The sequence below is a fragment of the Mariniflexile litorale genome (assembly GCF_031128465.2).
Taxonomy (GTDB): domain Bacteria; phylum Bacteroidota; class Bacteroidia; order Flavobacteriales; family Flavobacteriaceae; genus Mariniflexile; species Mariniflexile litorale.
Genome location: NZ_CP155618.1, coordinates 3,576,930 through 3,599,680, shown reverse-complemented (window position 1 = coordinate 3,599,680; position 22,751 = coordinate 3,576,930). Strand labels below are relative to the sequence as shown.

The window sequence follows — 22,751 nt, the reverse complement described above, 5'->3', positions numbered from 1 at the left end:
GACGTTAAACATTAAACGCTCCGTCATTGCGAAGGAGGCACGACTGAAGCAATCTGTTTATCGATAAGCAGATTGCCACATTTTACTTTAAAAAAAAGTAAAACTCTCAATGACGATATTCTATAAACTTTTGATTATTAATGAAGCACCCATTTGTACGATTTTATTAGTTTTTGGTACAGGTCGTAAAAACGTGAGACAAAAAGTACCACAATACTAACTAAATCAACTCAAACTCCTTTGCCTTATTACTTAGTTCCATAAGGTTTTTAACGTCTAATTTTTTCATTAAATTAAAACGATGCACTTCGGCTGTACGCTTACTTATTTGAAGTTCGTCGGCAATGTCTTTATTATTTTTTAGTTGTAGAACGAGGTTTAAAATCTGTTTTTCACGTTTGGTAAGATTAAAAGGATCTTCTATTTGTTTTTCTTCTTTCACATCTGTTTTTGTGACATTCCCATTCACAAAATTATTCATGATAATTGCCGAAATATCACCTGTAAAATACTTACCTCCAGATGCAACTTTATGTAGTGCTTTTAAAAACTCCTCTTTACTTGCTCCTTTAAGTAAGTAACCATCGGCCCCTGCTTGAATCGCTTTTACTACGTATTCTTCTGAATCGTGCATAGAAAGCACCAGAGTTCTTACATTAGGATAGGATTTGCTAACTTCTGCCACCACTTCAATACCGTTAAGTTCGGGCATACGAATATCGACTATTAAAATATGTGGTTGGTGGTTTTTTATAACTTCTAGCGCTTCCCTACCGTTGGAAGCTTCATCTATAACTTTAATACCTACTTGATCTTCTAAAAGTGCTTTAATACCGTCTCTTACCAGTACATGATCATCTGCTAAAACTACATTTATAATACTCATTTCTTATCTTAACGTTATTTAATTCGTTGGGTAAATATATTTCTAAAAGTCAATTCGATCCTAAATGGTCACATGGAGCTTATAGAAATGTCTCTTTTGAGTCTTCCACACGCTCAGACTAACATTTAGATGCTCATTTGACTTACATTTTTAAACACCTAACTATTTTCGATGAATACTCCACTTATTCTATTTGCACAAATTTAATAAAAAATACGTAGAAAGAAATACTTAATTACTTAATGGGATATTTAAAGTCACGCGTGTCCCCTTACCTATTTCAGAATTTAAAAACAAACGTCCATCAATATACTTAATACGCTCCCGCATAAAGGTCATACCCATACCGCCATCGCCATTCTTAATGTTTTCAACTTTATCGGGGTCAAAACCTTTTCCGTTATCATCTACAACCACACTAAGTATATTTTCGCTGTGCGACATGGATACTAAAATATGAGTAGAATCGGCATATTTAATGGCATTATTAATCGCTTCTTGTACAATGCGGTAAATGTTTATTTCCGCTAACGAATCTAAACGCTGGTTGAAGTCGGTTTTATTAAATAAAACGATTTGTTTCCCGGTAAGTTTTCCTAATTCTAAAGTCAGTTTATTAATGGCTGGCACAATACCGTGATCGGATAATTCGGGTGGTGTTAAGTTAAATGTAGCGGTTCTAACACCTTTTATAATATTGGTAGTAAGCGCTTTAAGATGTTCAATTTTTGAAGCCGTTTTATCAATATCTTTAATATCAATACTTTCTAAATTGTATTTCAACCCCGTAAGCATTTGCCCAATACCATCGTGTACATCTTTAGCAATCCGGTTTTGTTCCTTTTCTTGATTCTCAATAATTTTACTTGAAATCACCTTTTGTTGGTTCATTTTCTCTTCAAAACTGTCCTTCGTTAGGCGGGCTATTTCTAGTTGGGCGGCTTTACGTTCTGTTATTTCGGAAGCGATAATAAGGAGTTCCGATTTATCATCTGTTGGATGGAAAGGAATAATTGCCATTTCTAACCATACATCATGGTTATCAATATTAGTCGCTTTTAATTCCCCTTGCCAGCCTGTTTTTTTATACTTCGCGATTAAGTTTTCAATAACCAATTGCTCTTTTTCATTAATTGAAAGGATTTCTGAAAAATTAGCAGATTTACTGAAATTTGTATACTTAAAAAGGCGTGAAAACTTTTTCCCCATGTGCACTAAATGCCCGTTGGGTGTAATTCTAGCAAAAAGTAAGGTTTCGTCCATCGCATGACTCAACGCTCGCAATTCTTTAATAGATTTTTCTTTTGAAACGCTTAACTCATCGGCATCAAAAGCCATCTTTTTAGCTTTCTTTTCCGCAATTAATAAATCGGCCAAAGTGGCTTTTACCGATTTTGCTGTGGGCCAAAATATAAACAAAAACTCACCTAGTAATATTAAAATAGTGAATGCTGTTAACAACAATTCCAACGTACGCAACCAGTTCACTTTAGCATCGGCTTCCAAATCGTATTGATTCACAATTTGATCCATAACCAATAAAAAGTGACCTTCGTTTTCCTTTACACGTTCGATATCCTCAATAAACACCGAAAGTGGTAAGGGTGGTACATTTTCAATTTTCTCAATAATGGCTTTGGAAGCATCACTAATAATTTGAAAGGTTGGGTTTAAAACTTCAAACTTCTTTTGAATAATCGCGCTGTTATTACCAGGCAACCCCAAACTATCATTCCCTTTTTGAAGTGCTTGGTGCGATAGCTCCCAAACTTTTAAGGTTCGTTTTATTTTTTCTTTAAGAAGTAGGCGTTTCGGTAAACTGTTTTCGGTGGAAAGTGAAACGATTTCTTTTGTTAATTTCTGACTCAACATGCGTTGCCTTCCTGCCACATTAATAACAGAAGAGTCACTTTGCTGGTCATTTAAATGCTTGCGTACCAAAATTTGACTCACAAGTACAGAAAGTGCAATGGTGCTTAATGCGATGATGTATAAACGGCTTAATCTATCAAAAGTGCGTTGATCTAATGAATTACCGTTTTTCGTCATTGTTTGTTATCGTATTTAAGAAATAGCCTGTTTTACCAAGGCTAGACTTTTTTCTGAGAATTTAATTTTTAAAGCTTCTGCATGTCCTTCTTCCGACATTTTAACCCATGTTTTTTGTAGAATATCAATCAGCTTTTTATCTTCATGTTTAGCGGCAAATTCTTCAAAATAATAATCTAAAAACACCAAACAAATCACATCTTCAATCGTTTGGCTTTCTTCATTCTTTTTAATGAGCTTTTTATTAATTAAAAAAGACACGCGCTCAATAAACTCTTCTTCGTAACCCACTTCCTTTAAAATATCAGAAGCGATATCTGCATGCATTTTTTTAAGCGTTTCACGCCATTTTAAATAGCCTACACGATCCATTGGATACTCATCTCTGGCAATTTTCCAACGGCAAATATGTTGTGCTCTGGCGGCAATTTGAAGTGCTCTAGACGCATCGGGTTTGAATTGCAACAACTTTTGAGACATGCGCTGTGCATATAATAATTCCTTAGGAAACTCTAAACCATGACTTTCGTATACGTTAGGATCTTCTGAATTTTTTTTATCAATTAATGCGATGGCAATTTCAAATCGTGTTGGTTTCATTATTTTGAGTATATGGGTTAATCTGAAAAGCCAATATACACATTTCCGCTTTCAATTTTAACAGGATATACGGCAATTTTTAAATCATCGCCCGCTAAATTAGTACCATCTTCCAACGAAAAATTCTTTTTATGCATGGGACAAGCCACTTTTGCAATGCCATCTTTATCGCCAATCATTCCTAAAGACAATACCATTTCCATTTTATGCGGACATAAATTCTGGCAGGCATACCATTTGTCTTTTCTTGCAAAATTATACACCGCAATTTGCTTGGTTTTGTACTTTATACAAGCACCGCTGTTTTCAGGAAAATCCGATACCGTACCCACTTCAAACCAAGTTTTCACTTCTGCTTCTGCAACCGATTTATATTGTTCAAGAATGTTTTGCATATCTATATTATTTGTTGATTTGTTTATCTGATGATTCGTAGATTTGTTGATTTGAAAAGGTTTACGGTTCAACGTATAAACAAATCAACAAATCCACAATTAAACTCTTTACCACGCTTTCGGCATTTTCTGGTCCCGCATCGGTACAAATACCAAATTATCATCTGTATCATCCGAATTCACAAAATGTTTGAAACGTTTCGCCATGTTTGGATCTTCAATAGCTTGTTTCCACTCACATTCGTATTTATTTACAAGTCCTTGCATTTCTAATTCTAACTCTTCAGCAATGCCTAATGAATCTTCAATCACCACTTTCTTTAAGTATTCAATACCTCCGTCTAGTTTATCTAACCAAGGTGCTGTTCTTACTAAAGGTCCAGCTGTACGTATGTAAAACATTAAAAACCTGTCTAAGTATTTAATAACTGTAGCATCATCTAAGTGTTCTGCAAAAAGTACCGCATGTTTTGGTGTAGCGCCCCCGTTTCCACAAACGTATAAGTTCCAACCACCATCAACTGCGATCAATCCGAAATCTTTTCCTCTGGCTTCAGCACATTCTCTAATACATCCTGAAACACCTCCTTTTAATTTATGTGGCGAACGTAAACCTTTGTAACGGTCTTCAATTTCAATCGCAAAAGTCACACTTTCGTGCATCCCAAAACGACACCAAGTAGAACCGACACAACTTTTTACCGTTCTTAAAGATTTCCCGTAGGCATGTCCACTTTCAAAACCAGCATCAATTAATTCTTTCCAAATAAGTGGCAATTCGTGTAATTGGGCACCGAATAAATCGATACGTTGTCCGCCTGTTATTTTTGTATATAAATCGTATTTTTTAGCAACTTCACCAATAACAATTAGCTTATCAGGCGTAATTTCACCACCAGCAATTCTTGGCACTACCGAATAGGTTCCGTTACGTTGAATGTTTGCTAAAAAACGATCGTTTGTATCTTGAATACCCACTTGTTTGTTGGGCGTTTCCATAGTAATGGTCGCAAAAATAGAAGCTACTAACGGTTTACAAACTTCACAACCATCGCCTTCACCAAACAAGTTAAGTGTTTCATCATAATCTTTTACTTGATTCACTTTGATAAGATCGTATAGCTCTTGTCTGTTAAAACTAAAATGCTCACAAATGGTTTCCTTAACTTCTTTCCCTAAAGATTTAAGAGTTTCATTCACTAAATCTACTACCATAGGTTTACAGCCACCACAACCCGTTGTCGCTTTGGTTTTAGCGATGACATCACCTAGATTTTGACAATCGCCTTCAGTAATTGAACAGCAAATAGCACCTTTTGTAACACTTTCGCAAGAGCATACTTGAGCTGCATCAGGAATATCCATTACACTACCAAAGGATGAACCACCTTCTCCTCTACTGCCTAAAATTAACTCTTCCGCATCTTTAGGAATGGGCAATCCGTTTAAATATATTTGGTGAAACATGTTATAATCAGATGCATCACCTACTAAAATACCTCCTAACAGACTCTTTCCATCGTGACTGATGTTGATACGCTTATATAAATTTTTCGTTTTGTTTTCGTAAATAATAGAATAGCCTTTTTCAACAGGCATAAACGGTTCGCCATAACTCGCTACATCTACACCAATTAGTTTTAGTTTGGTAGACATATCGATATCACTTTCCATAACAACCTCTGTATTTCCTATAATTTGGTTTACGGCAACACCAGCCATATCGTAACCTGGAGCCACCAAACCGTATATCATTTGATTATACAAAGCCACCTCACCAATGGCATAAATTTCGGGATCGGAGGTTTGCATTTTATCACTAACCACAATACCTCCACGCGTTCCCATTTCCAAAAAACAGGTTTTTGCTAACTCATCACGAGGTCTAATTCCTGCCGAAATAACCAGCATTTCAACATCAATTTTATCATATTCGCCAAACTCCATACCCGTAATGGTTTTATCACCGAGTATTTTATTTGTGGCTTTCGATAAATGCACATGAATTCCTAAAGATTCTATTTTTTCCAGTAACACATTACTCGCTCTGGTATCTAATTGACGTGGCATTAATTTAGACGCAAACTCGACCACATGAGGTTCAAACCCCATATCCATAACTGCTTTAGCGGCTTCTAAACCTAACAAGCCTCCACCTAAAACAGCGGCTTTTATCCTGCGTTTTTTTCCTTTTTTAAGTTTTTCGGCATATGCTAGCATCGCCTCTAAATCTTCAATAGTTCTGTAAACAAAAATTCCCTTTTTCTCAACACCGGGAATGTTTGGGACAAAAGGTGCAGAGCCTGTTGCCAATACTAAGTAATCGTACTTATAATTTAAATCTTTTGAGGTAGTCACCTTTTTAGAAACCCTGTGAATCGCGGTAATCCGTTCGTCTGTTACTAATTCAATACCATGTTCTTCATACCATGTTCTTGGAGCCATTTCTAAAGCTTTGGCATCTTTATTCTGAAAAAAATCACTCAAATGAACACGATCGTATGCTGGTCTGGGTTCTTCACCAAAAACAGTTAACTGAAATTTTTTATTTTCTGCAAGAGCGACAAATTTTTCACAAAACTTATACCCTACCATACCATTACCTACAACAATAATTTTTTTCATAACTACGTATTTTACATGACAAATATATATTAAAACTACGTAATTATACTTATTTTTAAATTAAAAAAACTAAGAATTTCAGAATTTTAAGAATTTCACAAATTGAAATCCTTAAAACTAAGTATTATATAAAATTTAGATATTAGAATTAGGAAAGTTTGAATCTTTCTAATAAAGTGGATTAAACAGATTCATGAGCCGTAACCGTAATGATTACACTTTTTGAAGCGGGTGTTTTAGCCGTATGCGCAAAACTATCTAAAGGGACTAACACATTGGTTTCTGGAAAATACGTAGCACAGCAATTTTTAGGAATCTCATAGCCTACTACTTTAAAATGGTGTGCTTCTCGAACCACCCCATTGAATTCGGATTTTAAATGCACCACTTGCTGTTCCTTTAAACCACGTGTTACCATATCCTCACGATTCATAAAAATGATACGACGTTCATTATAAATACCTCGGTATCTATCATTTAACCCGTAAATAGTGGTATTGAATTGATCATGACTGCGAATCGTCATCATAATCAACTCATCGTCTTTAAGTTTCCACTCGGGTAATTTATTTACTGAAAAATTAGCTTTTCCTGTGTCTGTTTTGAATTGGCGAACGCGTGCCCCATTAGGCAAATAAAATCCTGAGGGCTGTTTTAGTTTGGTATTAAAATCTGTAAAACCTTCAACCACTTCTGCAATATCATTTCTTACTAAAGCATAATCGTCTTTATATTGAAGCCAGTTGACTTTAGTTCGATTTTGTAATGTTGCATGAGCAATACCACAAACCACAGCCACTTCGCTAATTAAAGCATCAGAACAAGGTTCTAAAATGCCTTTGGTTGAAGACACAATGCCCATGGAGTTCTCTACACTTTGTACTTGAACGCCTGATTTTTGATAATCTTTTTCAGCACGTCCCAAACAAGGTAAAATCAAAGCTTCTTTACCAGTTACTAAATGGGAGCGATTCATTTTTGTACTTACATGAACCGTTAACTTGCAATTTGCTAAAGCTTGAGCTGCATATTGTGTATCTGGAACTGCCGATATAAAATTGCCACCCATACCAAAAAAAACTTGTGCTTTTTTCTCGTACATGGCTTTAATAGCGTCAATTACTGAATATCCATGCTTAACACTTGGTTTAAAACCATATTTAGCTTCAATTTTATCTAAAAAAGCTTGTGGTGCCGATTCCCAAATCCCTACCGTTCTATCGCCTTGTACGTTGGAGTGGCCGCGAACCGGACAAGTGCCCGCCCCCTCTTTTCCAATACTCCCTTTTAGCAATAATAAGTTTACCAATTCACGAATATTATCAACCGCGTTTTGGTGTTGTGTTAAACCCATCGCCCAACAAATAATGATTTTATTGTTGTTTAGTATTAAATTGAAAACATCATCAAAAACAGCTTTTGAAACACCTGATAATTTCAAACAGTCATCAAAATTATAGGTCTTTAAATCTGATACAAATCCCTCATAACCATGTGTAAACTCCGCTATAAAATCTGTATCAAACACACCGCCATCACGCGCTTCTTTTTCTAATAATTTAATAAGTAAGGCTTTTACAAAAGCCACATCGCCATTGATAGTAATGGGTACAAAAACGTCTGCCATTTTAGTACCACCCGTTATTATTTTAAGCGGGTTTTGTGGATTGGTAAACTTCACCAAACCTACTTCGGGAAGCGGATTAATCGCAATTATTTTACCACCGTTTTTTTTACATTTTTCTAGAGCCGTTAGCATTCTAGGATGATTGGTAGCTGGATTTTGTCCAATGACCATCACCACCTCCGCTTTATATAAATCATCTAAGGTCACCGAACCTTTACCAATCCCTAAAGTTTCAGTAAGAGCACTTCCGCTTGCTTCATGACACATATTAGAGCAATCAGGTAAATTTGAAGTTCCAAATTCACGGACAAATAATTGGTACAGAAAAGCCGCTTCGTTCGTTGTTCTTCCAGACGTATAAAACACCGCTTCGTCTGGATTATCTAGAGCATTTAAATGGGTACCAACTTTTTTAAACGCATTGTCCCATGAAATAGGTTGATAATGCGTGGCGCCTTTTGGCAAAAATAGAGGTTCTGATAAACGTCCGGATTTACCAATTTCGAAATCGGACCAACGAGCTAGTTCATCCACCGCATGTTTTGCAAAAAATTCAGCGCCAATGGTTTTATTTTGCGCTTCCTCTGCCATGGCTTTGATACCATTTTCACAGTACTCACCTATGGAAGAACGCTCATCATCTGGATCTGGCCATGCACAACCAGGACAATCAAATCCACCTTTTTGATTCAGCTTTAGTGAAATTTTTAAAGCATCACCCGCATTCATATATTTTGAAACCTGACCCAAAGCCACTTTAATAGCCGGAATACCCACGCTATTTTTTGGTGGTATTTTCGTTTTTAAATTCGAAAAAATTTCGGGTGTTTTGGCTTTATCTTGTGGCGATGAACTCATCCTGATGTTTAATGTTTGATTATAATATTGTTTTGAGTCTAAATCTACATTTTTTAAAGGAAGAATTAAAAGTTTCTTTATAATTAAAAAAGAAGCTTTATGAAAAGTGTCTTGCTATGTCTTATTGAGCCTGTCTAAATATTTTAACCTACAGAAAATCAATATAGGTCTCGACAAGCTCAACCTGACAAAGTAAATAAAAAACACTTTTCAGACCACCTCTTCAATATAAAATTAAAAAGCCTGTGTTATTTATTAATCTATAACCCCCAACTCTTTTCCAATCTTTACAAAAGCTTTAACAGCTTTTTCTAAATCTTTACGGTCATGAGCTGCCGATATTTGAACACGAATTCTAGCTTTTCCTTTTGGAACAACAGGATAAAAGAATCCTATTACATAAATACCTTCTAACAATAATTTTGAAGCAAATTCTTGAGCTAATTTAGCCTCTCCCAACATAATTGGTACAATAGGATGATCACCTGAAATGATATTAAAACCTGCTGCAACAATTTCCGATCTAAAATAATGGGTATTTTCAACCAGTTTATCACGCAATTCAGTAGATACACTGAGTAAATCTAAAACTTTAATAGAAGCACCAACTACAGACGGCGCTAAAGTGTTTGAAAACAAATAAGGTCTAGAACGCTGTCTAAGCATATCTACAATCTCTTTTCTTGCAGCCGTAAAACCACCTGAAGCACCACCTAATGCTTTTCCGTATGTACCTGTAATAATATCAACTCTACCCATGACATTTCTATACTCGTGTGTACCACGACCTGTTTTTCCAATAAATCCTGTAGAATGACACTCATCAACCATCACCATGGCATCATATGTATCGGCTAAATCACAAATTTTGTCAAGCTGAGCAATGGTGCCATCCATAGAAAAAGAACCATCAGTCACAATTAGTTTTCTACGGGCATCTTTAGCCTTGATTAACTGTTCCTCCAAATCAGCCATATCATTATGGTTATACCTAAAACGACCTGCTTTACACAATCGAATACCATCAATAATAGACGCATGGTTTAAAGCATCAGAAATAATAGCATCTCCAGCCCCTAAAATAGGCTCAAAAACACCAGCGTTTGCATCAAAAGCTGCTGCATATAAAATACAATCTTCCATCCCTAAAAAATCGGCTGTTTTTTGCTCTAATTCTTTATGAATATCTTGAGTTCCACAAATAAAACGTACAGACGACAATCCGAAACCATGTGTATCAATAGCTGCTTTACTAGCTTTAATAACATCAGGATGGGATGATAAGCCTAAATAATTATTAGCACAAAAATTCAATACGCCAATTGATGCTGTTGTACTAATTTTAGCTCCTTGAGGCGTAGTTATAATGCGTTCTTCTTTATATAAACCAGCCGCTTTAATCTCGCGTAATTCGTTTTGTAAATCGTCTTTTATATTTGAATACATAATTTTATATTTTAATTTCTATATAATTTAAACTGCCTTTTTATAATAATCATTTAATGCACTTATCATAGATTTTGTAATCGCTTCTAAATTATAATTCGGCTGCCATCCCCAATCTATTTGTGCATGTGAGTCATCAATTGATTTTGGCCAATTCTTTGCTATATCCTCTCTAAAATCTGGTTTATATGCTATAATGAAATTAGGCAATATTTTAGATATTTCTAAGGCAACGTCTTTAGGAGAAAAACTAAGCCCTGCAATATTATAAGACGTTCTTATTTTTATTTTTTCAGAAGGTGCTTCCATAAGCTCCATAGTTGCTCTAATTACATCATCCATATATATCATAGGCAAGGTTGTGTCTTCTTTTAAAAAACAGACAAAAGGTTCTTTTAAAACCGCTTTATGATAAATATCTACCGCATAATCGGTTGTACCACCTCCTGGCAATGTTTGATACCCTATAACTCCTGGATAACGAATAGAACGTACATCTAATCCGTATTTAAGAAAGTAATATTGTACCCAATTTTCACCATCTACCTTACTTATTCCATATACAGTTGAAGGGTTTAAATACGAATCATTGGGTGTATTATGCTTAAGAGCTGCAGCTCCAAAAACAGCTATGGAGCTTGGATAAAACACTTTTTCTATATGATTAAGTCTGGATATTTCAAGAACATTTAATAAAGTCTTGGTATTAATATCCCAGGTTTGTAATGGATTTACTTCTCCTTTTGCCGAAAGAATAGCAGCTAAATGATAAATTTGAGTAATGTTGTATTGTGTGACTACATGTTGAATTCTATCATAATCTGTCGCATCAATAATTTCAAATATCCCATGATTATGTTCTTGTTTTCTTAAATCGGAAGCAATCACATTTTCAAGTCCATACCTGTTCTGAAGTGCAGTAGTTAATACAGATCCTAATTGACCGTTTGCTCCTATTATTAAAATTTTACCGTTCATAACAAAAGTATTATTCACTAACAAAATTACATAATATGAGTTTTAAACTCTAAAAAAGACTATTATTAAGAAATAAAAGCTTTAATTTAAACAAAAAACAGTTGTATTCACTTTTTAATATTAAATAAATCAAACTTTGCAATAATTTTTATTTGACTTTTTATGGAAAATTTAGATGAAACCGATGTAACCATACTTAGAATTTTACAAAATGATTCTAAAAAAACGGCTAAAGAAATAGCGCACATTTTAAATTTAACATCCTCACCTGTTTACGAACGTATCCGTCGTCTTGAAAAACAAGGGTTTATAAAAAAATACGTTGCTATATTAGACAAAAAACTCATTGACAGATCTGTAACAACCATCTGCCAAGTCTCCATGCGCTATCACAACGAAGCTTTTATTGAAAAATTTGAAGAGCAAATTCAAAATCTAAAGGAGGTGCAAGAATGTTATCACATGGCAGGACAGGTTGATTTTATTTTAAAAATAAACACCAAAGATTTAGAAAGTTATCATAATTTTGTGAAATATAAACTTTCAACAATTGAAAACATTGGCGTACTAAATAGCACCTTTGTTTTAAAAGATATTAAGCATACTTCTGCGTTTTATATTTAAGAATGTAATTGAATAAACTCCAACGCTCGTTTTTCATTATAATACACATTCTTTTTATCAATAAAACCTACATGTCCTCCAAATTTAGGCATTTCTAAATACAAATACGGGTTGTGTTTTGCCTCTTTTACAGGATAACATTCAGGTGATAAAAATGAATCGTTAAGCGCATTTATAATCAATGAGGGTGTTTTTATTTGAGGTAAAAATTGCAAGCAACTGCTTTTTTCATAATAATCTTCAGCGTTTTTAAAGCCATGGGCTTTTGAAGTATAAACGGTATCAAAATCATACAATGTTTTAATAGATTCAATAGCTTCCCTATTGATATCATTACTAAAGTTTTTTTGTTTGATTTTTAATCTGCTCACCAAATGTTTTTTAAACCGATCGTGAAATAATATATTTTTAAATGTGTGTAATTCTTTAGCAGAACCAGAAAGATAACAAGGTACCGAAATGGCAATACCTACTTTTACTTGTGTAGGAACAGCGTCCCGTTCGCCTAAATATTTCAAAATAATATTTGCACCCAAACTGATGCCTTTTAAGTAGATTTCAGAATATCCTTTTTGTGTAATTGCGTGATTTATAACAGCTTCTAAATCTTCGGTAGCACCAGAATGGTAACTTCGGAATAGCAAGTTGTCTTCGCCACTACAGCCTCTAAAATTAACACAAACAGCATCTATAGCATTTTCGTTAAATAGTTTTGCAGTTCCTGTTACATAAGGACGTTGGGCGTGACCTTCCAATCCGTGGAGCAAAATAATAAGTTTACTACCTTTTTCTTTTGAAAAGCTCCAATCTAAATCTAGAAAATCACCATCGTTTAAAGTTAAACGTTCGCGTTCCTGCTTTAAAGAAACCCGACGCACTAATCCGGAATAAACAGTGGAAACAAATCCTTTTTTTAAAAAGAATGGTGGTTTGTAGGTGGATTCTATTATGGGCATTGTTTTTTGGCGTTAGGCGTTGAAATATAAAACTATTAATTTATCATTATCAATTATCAAGTGTCAAAGATGTGAATTTAAAATCTGTACCATTAAACAATCCTTTATCGCTTAATTTTAATGATGGAATTACTAGCAATGCCATAAACGATAAACTCATGAATGGGGCATTTAATTTAGAACCTAAATGTTTCGCCATAGTGTCCAGTTCTGCGTATTGTTTTCCAATGGTGTATCCGTCTTTATCACTCATAATACCCGCAACGGGGAGCGATACTATTTTTTCTTCGGAATTAGAGACCACACAAATACCTCCTTTATTTTCAATAAGTAAATTAACCGCCTTACAAATAGCTTCGTCTGACACACCCACTGCTATAATATTATGTGAATCGTGACCAACAGATGAGGCGATGGCTCCTTCTTTTAATCCGAAATTCTTAATAAAGGCCATGGCTGGTGTTTGGTTTTTATAACGATTGACAACCGTCATTTTTAAAATATCTTTTTCGATACTTGACACTAAGTTTCCATTAACAATTAAAGCATCTTCAATTAATTCATTAGTGACTAATTGTCCTTCTAACGCTTCGATAACTCTTATTTTTTCTGCTGAAGATTCTATTCTAAAATCGGAAATCTTCTTTTTATTACAGCTGAAATTATTCAGATTTTCAAAAGAAACGGGTTTTATTAAAGACATTCCGTTATCAAAAACCAAGACACCGCTTATATAAGTTTGAAGCGTTTTAAAATTGATTAAATCTTTAATCACAATACAATCGGCTGCATCACCAACCTGTAATAGGCCAACTTCTAAATTATAATGTTTTACAGGATTTATACACGCCATTTCCAACACTTTAAACACGTCCACGCCTTTTGCTACAGCTCTGGCGCAAAGTTTGTTTATGTGGTCTAAAATTAAATCGTCTGGATGTTTATCATCGCTACAAAACATCATGTTTTCAAAATGTTCTGATGCTAAACCTATTAAAGCCTCAAAATTCTTAGCAGCACTGCCTTCTCTAATTAAGATTTTCATGCCTTTCTGTAATTTCTCTAAGGCTTCATCATGAGTAAAACACTCATGGTCGGTTGAAATTCCTGAATGGATGTATTTAGTAACATCGTTACCTCTCAATCCGGGTGCATGCCCATCAACGGGTTTATTATACTGTTTTGCCCAAGCTATTTTTTTTAGGACTTCAGCATCATCAAATAATACGCCTGGATAATTCATCATTTCAGCTAAATACTTGATATCTGGATTTTCAAGAAGTGTTTTAATTGCGTCGGAATCTATAACAGCTCCTGCCGATTCAAACGTCGTTGCAGGCACACACGAAGGCGCTCCAAAATTGAATTTAAACGGCGTTTTTTTACCGTTTTCAATCATAAATTTCACACCTTTAACACCCAACACATTTGCTATTTCATGCGGATCGGAAACGGTGGCCACCGTACCATGTGTAACGGCTAACCGTGCAAACTCACTGGGTACCAACATGGAACTTTCAATATGAATATGTGCATCTACAAAACCCGGAAGAATGTAGTTTTCAACACCATGTTGCTTTTCTTCAATGGATAGAATCTTCCCACTTTCAAAAGTGACTTCACCTTTAAAAATGCGTTTGTTTTTTATGTCGACTATGTTGCCTTGTAGTTTCAAATTATGATTTTTTGGTATTGATACACTTCGACAAGCTCCGTGTGACACAGTTTTTAATTTGACTTTTCAATTATAAATTATTTCAGCTCAACTTTTAAAATATGCTTTGTTTTATCGGTTACCCGAAAACGATGATCGCCACGCATGCCGACTACCCATATAATGGCATCCCCAGAACATAGTACCCAAATATTTTCTTTATCTAAAACCGATTGCTTTTCATCTTTAAGATACTTACTAACCTTCTTCTTTTTCCCCTCCATACCTAAAGGGTAAAACACATCGCCTTCCCCCCATTTCCTTAAAATTAATGGAAACATAATAGTTGTTTTATCAATGTAAATCGTGTTTTTATGTGTATCTAAAATGCCATCAGCTTCATCAAAGAAGAGCATACCTAAAGGTATTTCAATTTGTTTATCAGTTTCTAAAATAGTAATTGATTGACTTTCATCTACCGCTATTTCACTCAATAATAAAAAATCTCGATCCTTTATCAAGCGGTGCGTTGATGAATGTACTTGCTTGCCAGATTGTGCTTGTAATAAGTTTACAACATCATCCCACTCTGTAAATCCATAAATGTTTAAAAAACGGTATAAATACGCTTTCGGGTTATAAAACTTTTGTATTTCAGAAATTTGCATTTTAAAACCCGTGGGGGTTAATTTCATTATCCCATTCTTAAAAAGAGCTTCAATGCTATCGTCAACAATATCGCTAGCCCCTTGTAAATGACTCATGGTTTTTTGAAAACTTTCTAATAAACTGGGGTTTATTTCTTTTAAAACAGGAATCACATCATGTCGCAACTTATTGCGCACATATTTGGTTGTTTTGTTTCCACTATCTTCCACCCATTGAATCTTGTTATCTTTCACGTAAGCCTCAATAGTTTCTCTTGAAAAAGGTAATAACGGACGCACAAAAACATCATTCACTTCAGGAATACCTGTTAAGCCATCTAAACCAGTCCCTCTAATAAAATTTATTAAAAAAGTTTCCAAATTATCATCAGCATGGTGTGCGGTTAATACATAATCAAACTGAAGTTGTTCTGCCAATATTTTAAACCATTTGTAACGCAACTCACGTGCTGCCATTTGTATGGAACGCTTGTTAGTTTCCGCATAGGCTTTGGTATCAAAACTTTCTATAAAAACTTCCAGCCCTAAATCTTCAGCTAATTGCAATACAAAATCTTCATCCGCATCACTTTCTTTGCCCCGTAAATTAAAATTACAATGGGCTAACGCCATATTCAAACCTATTTTATAACATAAATGGGTTAAAACCACACTGTCAATCCCTCCAGAAATGGCAATAAGTAACTTGCTGTTTTTTAAAAATGATAGTTTGGAATCTATATGATTTTGAAAACTGTTTATCATCCCTCAAAGTTAAGGTTTATTTTAATCTCCCAAAGTAGCAAATGTACAAAGTTTGCTTCCTAATAAATTAATAATTCAAAAACTAAAAACTGATTTTCATCATCATATATCTTATAAAATTTCGTAAATTGAGAAAACATATTTAATACTCATATTATGAGCTCCATAGAAAAATCAAACGACAAAACAGCTCAAACAGCTTTTAACAAGAAGATCGTTTCTGCTTCACAACAATTACATCCTTACGTTAAACACAGACTGTATATTGCAGAGTCTACAGGTATTATTCCTAAAAAAATGTATGCTTCTAATGGTATTATAGACGAAAGTATCATTACGTTTTATGAAAAAGGATATGATGCGGATATTGATAAAGACGTTCTAAAATTGAAACTTTTTAAAATTGTTGATGCCGATTTAGAAACCATTTTTAAAAAAGAAGCTTTTCATAAAAACACGATAAGCACCCATACTATTTTAGAAGAAGAACTAGATGCATTAAAAGAAAAATACACGATTGATGATGGGTTTGATTATATTATGAATGAAGATTTAGATGATATTTCATACCAACAAAATGGGCATTCCAAACATGTTTTTTTATATGTTAACAATGATAATTCTATTTTAAACACATTTGAAACGAACAGCATCGACACCCATAAATCCAATGAGCTTATTGGTACCATTTACAGTAGTTTGCCTTTAAACGTGTCTAATATTATCGATTTATACGCTTTTGGAAAATTAAGTATTGAAGATATTTCAAAAGTAAAATCTATTGAAGTAAAGCGGATTGAGCGTATTATAAATACTGTTAAGAAAACCTTTGAGACTAATTTAGATTAGTCTTCTAAAACCTGTCGCATCGCTTTGGCTTTCACCAAGCACTCTTCGTATTCCTTTAGCGGATCGCTTTTAGCGGTTATAGCACCTCCTACGGAATAGGACACGTATTTTTTAGTTTCATTATATAAAATACTGCGAATGACTACATTAAAATCAAAATCGCCCTTTGGTGTAAAATAGCCCACAGCACCCGAGTAGAGTCCGCGTTTGGTTTCTTCTAAAGCTTCAATAATTTTCATTGCTGAAATTTTAGGAGCCCCCGTCATGCTTCCCATAGGGAATGTGCTTTTTATAACATCTACGGCATGGGTTGTAGGTTCAATTTTAGATTTCACCGTAGATATCATTTGGTGCACCTGATCGAATGTGTAGATTTTACACAACTCCTCCACTTCAACACTACCTTTTATAGCCGTTTTAGATAAGTCGTTACGCACCAAATCCACAATCATAATATTTTCACTGCGTTCTTTTTCATTAGCTAACAAATCTTGTTTTAATTGGTTGTCTTCTTCTGTATTTTCAGAACGTTTGGCAGTTCCTTTTATAGGTTGTGTAATGATGGTATTTCCTTGTTTTTTTAAATAGCGCTCAGGAGAAGCCGACAACAAATACTTATCCCCAAGCTTCAAAAAACTAGCAAATGGCGGGTTGGAAATCGTATTCAGTTTATTGTAAGTCTCTAAAGGGTTTATTTGTGTGTTTTCGGCATAAAACTCTTGGCAAAAATTGGCTTCATAAATATCGCCTCTATGAATGTGAGCTAACATGCTGTTTATTTTTTCGAAATATTCATCTTTATGAATGCGAAGTTTTATTTTTATTTCATTGGGCAGATTGCTTCGTCGTGCTTCCTCGCAATGACGAATGGCTTTTAAGTCTTCTTCAAACTCATCATCCACCATGTTTAAATATTGAACTTCAACTTGATCTCCTTTAAAAAAGAAGAGTTTTTTCGGTTGAAAGAAATACAAATCAGGAAACTTTAAACCATCAAAATTCTGCGATATTAAGTTTTCAACCGCGTTTTTTAAATCGTAGGTTAAATAGCCAAAAATCCAATCGTTTGTAAGGGCTTGGTATTCCTTTAAATGCTCAAAGGCCTGTGTGTAATCGGTTTTAATACTTGTAAAAGCATCAACTGCCAACACCGCATCGTAATTGGAATACGTTTGATTGTAATTGTTAGAATCTAACCAAACCACATCGTCAAACTGTTGTGCCCATTGTAACAATTGTTGTTTAAACAATTCCGTATTTTGGGTAGTATGGTTGTATGTTGTTCTCAATTCTAAAATTTAAGCTGTAAAGTTAGTTAGATTCCTTAAAAATTTGCAAGTTTTGTACTTTAGTTTAAAATACTTCTTATGCACACTCTAGAAAACAGTCAACTTAAAATAGCGGTAAATACCATAGGTGCCGAATTGTGTAAAATAACTTCGGTAAAAACCAACACCGATTTTATGTGGGATGCTGACCCCTCCGTTTGGGGGAGTTTTGCTCCTAACCTATTCCCAATTATTGGTGCTTTAAAAGACGATACTTATATTTTTGAAAGTCAAGAATATAAACTACCAAAACATGGCATCGTTAGGAATAACAGCGCGGTTGTTTTGCACGAACAAACGCCAAATAGCTTAACCTTCAAACTATCATATAGTGAAAATACTTTAAAAATATATCCTTTTAAATTTGAGTTTTATATAACTTACAAACTCATTAATAATAGTATTGAAGTCCTTCACACCATTAAAAATATAGATGATAAAACCATGTACTTTTCTGTTGGTGGTCATCCTGCTTTTAAATGTCCTGTTTTTGAAAATGAAACGTATGAAGACTATTTTTTAGAATTTGAACATGCCGAAACTTCAAAAACCCATCTTATTAATATGACAAACGGGCTTATCTCTGGCGATACCAAACCTTTTTTTAATAATTCCAACAAACTAGCCTTAACACATGATTTGTTTAACGCAGATGCGCTTATTTTCAAAGATTTAAAATCTAAAAAAGTGGCTTTAAAAAGCAAAATACATGGCGAAATACTCTCCGTTAGGTATAAAGACTTTACGTATTTAGGTATTTGGGCAAAACCAGCAGGCGATTATGTTTGTATAGAGCCTTGGTTGGGAATTGCTGATAAAGAGACTACTAATCAGGATTTTAAAACCAAAGAAGGCGTATTAAAACTAAGTGCTGGCAATAGTTTTAAAGCCCGTTATACCATTGAAATACATAACAGTTTGGTTTAATATTGAATAATAACCGTAACTTTGCCAGCTAAATAGCACACTGTGACTTTCGAAGATTTAAATTTAAACACCCCTTTATACAACGCCTTAAACGATTTAGGGTTTAGCACACCAACACCCATACAAGCCGAGGCTTTTAATGTGGTTTGTTCTGGTACCGACATTGTGGGTATCGCACAAACAGGTACAGGTAAAACCTTTGCTTATATGTTGCCTATTTTAAAACATTTAAAATTTTCAACGCAAGAAAGTCCACGTATTTTAGTTTTAGTACCAACGCGCGAACTCGTAGTGCAAGTGGTAAACGATATTGAAAATCTCACAAAGTACATGAATACTCGTGTGTTAGGTGTATATGGTGGCACCAACATCAACACTCAAAAACAAGCCATTGCCAAAGGTGTCGATATATTGGTGGCTACCCCAGGTAGGTTGTATGATTTAGGCTTAAGCCGCGTGCTACAATTAAAATCAATACAAAAATTGGTGATTGATGAAGTTGATGTTATGCTCGATTTAGGGTTTAGACACCAACTTATTAATATTTTCGATTTATTGCCAGAAAAACGCCAAAACATCATGTTTTCGGCAACTATGACGGAAGATGTCGACATATTAATTAACGATTTCTTTAAAAGCCCAGAGCGTGTTTCTATCGCTATTTCGGGCACACCTCTTGAAAACATAAAACAATCGCGTTACCAAGCTTCTAATTTCTATACAAAAGTAAATCTACTTAAACACTTACTAATAGAAATAGAAACCTTTAATAAAGTTTTAATATTCGTGTCTCACAAAAAAATGGCAGACCGTTTATTTGAAAAATTAGACGAGTTATTTCATGACGAATTATGTGTGATACACTCTAACAAAACACAAAACTATCGTTTACGTAGTATCGAACAATTTAGAAAGGGAGAGAACCGCATATTGGTAGCTACCGATGTGATGGCTCGTGGTCTGGATATTGATAACGTAAGTCATGTGATCAATTTCGACACCCCCGAATACCCAGAAAACTACATGCACCGCATTGGGAGAACTGGTAGAGCTGAAAGAGAAGGGACAGCCATTCTTCTTTCTACGGAAAGCGAACAAGAAGCGGTTAGCAATATTGAGGACTTAATGAATATGCGTATTTCTTTAGAAGATTTCCCTGAAAACGTGGAAGTGTCTACTGAACTTATTGATGAAGAACGCCCTCAAATTAGAGAGCATTACAACCCAATAAAACGCAAAGATGAAGATGCGCCAGGACCTGCTTTTCATGAGAAATCTGAAAAAAACTCCAAAGAAAATTTAGGCGGTTCGTATAAATTTAAGATTGCTGCTAAATATAAAAAGCCTAAAACTAGAGGTGACAAGAATTATAATAAACGGAATAAAAAATAGTATGATTAGCTTAACAAAAAATGCTAGTTTCATTAACTAGAAATCAGCAACATTTTGTTCTTTAATTTGATTTAAATACTCATCTGAATCTTTATTAATTAAAATTTCATTAAATGATGAAGATGGAAATATCTTTCTAACTAATCAGCAATAGCAGCATTTACTAAAACTTTAAATTTCCATGCAGTATCGTCACCACTTATACTTTGAGTTTGTTTTAAAAGGATGCCTACAATTTCCTCTTTGGGATCGGCAAAATATTGGGTATTAAAATAACCACCCCACTCAAAAGTCCCTTCACTACCGCTACCTCCTAAGTGGTGTTTTTTAGTATCAACAAGTCCAAAAGCTAATCCATGAGCTCTTTTAATATCAGGAGATATGTACTTTATTTGGTCTGTTAAAATCGTTTCTACAGTAGTTCTACTTAAAAGTCTAACACCATTAAGTTCTCCTTGGTTTAAATACATTTGCAGAAAGGTTGCATAGTCTTTAGCAGTACTTGAAAGTCCAGCACCTCCCGAGAAAAAACGTTTAGCACCTGTTTTTGGGTAGTTAGTATCGTAAAAAGTTACGGGGTAATTTATCCATTTATCTTCTTCTTTTGTTTGCACAGTTACTAACCTATCGTATTTAGATTCTGGAAGATAAAACTGAGTATCGTTCATGCCCAACGGTTCAAAAATTCGGGTTCTTAGAAATTCATCAAAAGGCATTTTCGAAACTACCTCAACAAAATAACCTAACACATCTAAACCTTCGCTATATGTAAATTTTTCACCTGGGTTATGGTGTAAAGGTAATTTGGCTAATTTTTTAATATTATCGGCAATACTAATATCCTCAGTAGTAAATAAATCTACAATACCTGCTTTGGCATATATTTTTTTGAATGTTGGGTCGCTATCTATTTTTCCATAACCAATACCAGAAGTATGTGTTATTAAATGTCTAATAGTTATATTATTATCGGCTGGTTTTGTAGTATATGAAGAGTCTTTGGGGTTAAAGTTTTCTAGTAATTGAGCATTTTCAAATTCTGGAATGTATTTAGAAATAGGATCGTCTAATTGAAACTTACCTTCTTCCCAAAGCATCATAACCGCAGTAGATGTGATGGCTTTAGATTGTGATGCAATTCTAAAAATATGATCTAATTGCAGCGCTTCTTGCGCGCTATTATTTGCCATTCCAAAAGCTTTATGGTAAACAATTTTACCATGTCTAGCTATTAAAGCAACGGCACCTGGTATATTATTATCCTTAATCGCTTGTGTTAACATAGAATCAATGCGACTTAACCTCGTTTCCGACATGCCCACACTACTAGCAGAAACTTCTGGTGATGTTTGTGGTTGTGAAGTCTTTTGTTCCTTAAAACAAGAAGTAAATAAAAGCGTAGAAAGAAGAATAACAAATAACTTTTTCATGTGGTTGAGTTCGTTTTTGAATAATTGAATAGCTAATTTACTTTTTTAATAATAATTCAAATCAATAAAAATGAAAAAATCCCTTTTCAAATAAATGAATAGGGGTTTTAATATAATTTTAAATAGGTACAATTTATTTACTTACAGATATTTTAAATTGCCCATCTGGAATTTCGTTTGCTAAGTCTATAAACAAAGACATTAAAATCATTTTCACCACTGCTTATCGTGATTATGCTGTTGAAGGTTTTGAACTTCAGGCTGTAGATTATTTATTAAAACCTATTTCGTTTGATCGTTTACTTAAAGCCATTACTAATTATTTTGATGCTTATTGTGATAACAAGAACCCTATTACCGAAGAAAGCAGTAATAACGATTTTATGTTTGTTCGTTCAGACAGACGTATGATTAAAATAGACTTTAATGCTATTATTTATATTGAAAGTTATAGTGATTATATAAAAATTCACTTAGCTAATGAAACCATTACAACAAGAGAGGCCATAAGTGCTATTGAAGCAAAACTACCAAAAGAACAGTTTATTAGAATACATCGATCTTATATTCTATCTATAGCTAATATTACGTCTTTTACGCACGAAGAAATCACAATCAATAACAAATCGCTCCCCATTAGTAGAAGTTATAAAAAAGACGTTTTAAATATTTTAGAAAAATTCTGAGTAGAGTCCATTTTAAAACGAATGAATTT

Annotated in this window: 18 protein-coding genes; 5 read left to right on the top strand and 13 right to left on the bottom strand. The window is 34.2% G+C overall.

The annotated features are described in order from the left end of the window. Positions 1-220 precede the first annotated feature (220 nt). The 8 genes from QLS71_RS15035 to QLS71_RS15000 form a co-directional block, all read right to left on the bottom strand. Entirely contained in the window at positions 221-886 is a 666-nt protein-coding gene (locus tag QLS71_RS15035) for a response regulator transcription factor (protein WP_308993753.1), read from the bottom strand. Positions 887-1,117: 231 nt separating this feature from the next. Beyond that, the gene (locus QLS71_RS15030) at positions 1,118-2,935 is read right to left on the bottom strand and encodes an ATP-binding protein (protein WP_308993754.1); all 1,818 of its coding nucleotides are present in this window, start codon (positions 2,933-2,935) and stop codon (positions 1,118-1,120) included. A gap of 15 nt (positions 2,936-2,950) precedes the next feature. Beyond that, positions 2,951-3,535, bottom strand: a complete 585-nt coding sequence (locus QLS71_RS15025) for a DUF4202 domain-containing protein (RefSeq protein WP_308993755.1) — start codon at positions 3,533-3,535, stop codon at positions 2,951-2,953. 17 nt (positions 3,536-3,552) lie between these two features. Further along, on the bottom strand, positions 3,553-3,930 hold the full coding sequence (nirD, locus tag QLS71_RS15020) for a nitrite reductase small subunit NirD (protein WP_308993756.1): 378 nt from the start codon (positions 3,928-3,930) through the stop codon (positions 3,553-3,555). Positions 3,931-4,038: 108 nt separating this feature from the next. After that, positions 4,039-6,555, bottom strand: coding sequence for a nitrite reductase large subunit NirB (gene nirB, locus QLS71_RS15015; RefSeq protein ID WP_308993757.1), 2,517 nt, complete (start codon positions 6,553-6,555; stop codon positions 4,039-4,041). Between the two features lie 181 nt (positions 6,556-6,736). Further along, positions 6,737-9,040: an FdhF/YdeP family oxidoreductase gene (locus tag QLS71_RS15010; protein ID WP_308993758.1), complete on the bottom strand. Its 2,304-nt coding sequence runs from the start codon at positions 9,038-9,040 to the stop codon at positions 6,737-6,739. A 255-nt stretch (positions 9,041-9,295) separates the two neighbouring features. After that, complete coding sequence (gene kbl / locus QLS71_RS15005) at positions 9,296-10,486, bottom strand: glycine C-acetyltransferase (protein ID WP_308993759.1); 1,191 nt, start codon at positions 10,484-10,486, stop codon at positions 9,296-9,298. A gap of 27 nt (positions 10,487-10,513) precedes the next feature. Further along, positions 10,514-11,464: an NAD-dependent epimerase/dehydratase family protein gene (locus QLS71_RS15000; RefSeq protein WP_308993760.1), complete on the bottom strand. Its 951-nt coding sequence runs from the start codon at positions 11,462-11,464 to the stop codon at positions 10,514-10,516. A 162-nt stretch (positions 11,465-11,626) separates the two neighbouring features. On the opposite strand from QLS71_RS15000, the gene QLS71_RS14995 reads away from it, so the two are divergent. After that, a complete protein-coding gene (locus QLS71_RS14995) occupies positions 11,627-12,088 on the top strand; it encodes an Lrp/AsnC family transcriptional regulator (RefSeq protein WP_308993761.1) in 462 nt (153 codons plus the stop codon). Here QLS71_RS14995 and QLS71_RS14990 read toward each other — a convergent pair. The 3 genes from QLS71_RS14990 to tilS form a co-directional block, all read right to left on the bottom strand. After that, on the bottom strand, positions 12,085-13,044 hold the full coding sequence (locus tag QLS71_RS14990; protein WP_308993762.1) for an alpha/beta fold hydrolase: 960 nt from the start codon (positions 13,042-13,044) through the stop codon (positions 12,085-12,087). The two genes, QLS71_RS14995 and QLS71_RS14990, sit on opposite strands and share 4 nt — an antisense overlap. A gap of 49 nt (positions 13,045-13,093) precedes the next feature. Continuing rightward, positions 13,094-14,719, bottom strand: coding sequence for an adenine deaminase (gene ade, locus QLS71_RS14985; protein ID WP_308993763.1), 1,626 nt, complete (start codon positions 14,717-14,719; stop codon positions 13,094-13,096). Between the two features lie 77 nt (positions 14,720-14,796). Beyond that, a complete protein-coding gene (gene tilS / locus QLS71_RS14980) occupies positions 14,797-16,110 on the bottom strand; it encodes a tRNA lysidine(34) synthetase TilS (RefSeq protein WP_308993764.1) in 1,314 nt (437 codons plus the stop codon). A 156-nt stretch (positions 16,111-16,266) separates the two neighbouring features. Between tilS and QLS71_RS14975 the strand changes: the two genes are divergently transcribed. Continuing rightward, on the top strand, positions 16,267-16,959 hold the full coding sequence (locus QLS71_RS14975) for a hypothetical protein (protein ID WP_308993765.1): 693 nt from the start codon (positions 16,267-16,269) through the stop codon (positions 16,957-16,959). Here QLS71_RS14975 and pabB read toward each other — a convergent pair. Continuing rightward, positions 16,956-18,248: an aminodeoxychorismate synthase component I gene (gene pabB / locus QLS71_RS14970; RefSeq protein WP_308993766.1), complete on the bottom strand. Its 1,293-nt coding sequence runs from the start codon at positions 18,246-18,248 to the stop codon at positions 16,956-16,958. The genes QLS71_RS14975 and pabB overlap by 4 nt on opposite strands. Before the next feature lie 78 nt (positions 18,249-18,326). Between pabB and QLS71_RS14965 the strand changes: the two genes are divergently transcribed. Together QLS71_RS14965 and QLS71_RS14960 are read left to right on the top strand one after the other, a co-directional pair. Beyond that, the gene (locus tag QLS71_RS14965; RefSeq protein ID WP_308993767.1) at positions 18,327-19,214 is read left to right on the top strand and encodes an aldose 1-epimerase family protein; all 888 of its coding nucleotides are present in this window, start codon (positions 18,327-18,329) and stop codon (positions 19,212-19,214) included. A 42-nt stretch (positions 19,215-19,256) separates the two neighbouring features. Continuing rightward, complete coding sequence (locus tag QLS71_RS14960; protein ID WP_308993768.1) at positions 19,257-20,606, top strand: DEAD/DEAH box helicase; 1,350 nt, start codon at positions 19,257-19,259, stop codon at positions 20,604-20,606. 140 nt (positions 20,607-20,746) lie between these two features. On the opposite strand, the gene QLS71_RS14955 is transcribed toward QLS71_RS14960, so the two are convergent. Continuing rightward, positions 20,747-22,036, bottom strand: coding sequence for a serine hydrolase domain-containing protein (locus QLS71_RS14955; RefSeq protein ID WP_308993769.1), 1,290 nt, complete (start codon positions 22,034-22,036; stop codon positions 20,747-20,749). A gap of 383 nt (positions 22,037-22,419) precedes the next feature. Between QLS71_RS14955 and QLS71_RS14950 the strand changes: the two genes are divergently transcribed. Further along, entirely contained in the window at positions 22,420-22,722 is a 303-nt protein-coding gene (locus QLS71_RS14950) for a LytTR family DNA-binding domain-containing protein (protein WP_308993770.1), read from the top strand. Positions 22,723-22,751 lie beyond the last annotated feature (29 nt).